We start from the raw sequence: 698 nt of genomic DNA, 5'->3' as shown, positions 1-698 counted from the left end.
GACAGCGTCCGGGCCAGATGGCCGAGCCGCCGGCGGGCGGGCCGGTCCCGCTCCGCCCCCGCGTCGTCCGCGGTCTCGCCGGTGGCCAGCAGCGACAGGGCGCGGTTCAGCGCCCCGACGGCCTTCGGGGTGGTCAGGGCCGCGTCCACGAGGGCGTCGGCGGCCGAGCGCCACCTCCCCCGCCGGTCCAGATCGGTGACCGCGTCGACCAGGACGTCGGCGGCCCCGGGACCCCACGGCAGGAACGGGACGAGCGCGCGGTGGGCGAGGGCGGCGACCTGGTCGTCGTCCCCCTTGCACACGTGGTGGATCAGCACGGCGTAACGGTCCCGGAAGTGGGGATCCACCTCCGTGGCACGCACCCCCAGCAGTGCGACGCGCAGCGCACGCTCCCCCAGTGCCGCGTCCTTCGTCATCCTCCACACGCGTACGTCGCCGAGCAGCGGCGTTCCGGCGGCCACGCAGGCGGCCCGCACGTCGAGGTGCTGGCCGGGCTGCCCGTACGCGTCGGCGAGGAGGCCGGCCGCCTGGGTGCGGGGCAGCAGGGCGGCGGCGAGGCGGACCATCTCCTTGCGGCTCGTCACCTTGCCGGTGCCGGGACCCGTGCGGGCGGCGAGCAGGGGGGCCAGCCGGGAGGGCCGGGTGTACGCCGCGGCGCGGCCCGCCGCGTACACCGCGACGCGCGCCCGGTCGGAGCC

Annotated in this window: 1 pseudogene; it reads right to left on the bottom strand. The window is 78.1% G+C overall.

Annotated features, from left to right (window positions below):
* Positions 1-698 (bottom strand): annotated as a pseudogene (locus CR470_RS38295) (hypothetical protein); the annotation flags it as partial.

Source organism: Streptomyces sp. rh34, assembly GCF_002551245.1.
Taxonomy (GTDB): Bacteria; Actinomycetota; Actinomycetes; order Streptomycetales; family Streptomycetaceae; genus Streptomyces.
The sequence above is the reverse complement of the archived record's forward strand: the minus strand, read 5'-3'. Positions and strand labels throughout refer to the sequence as shown.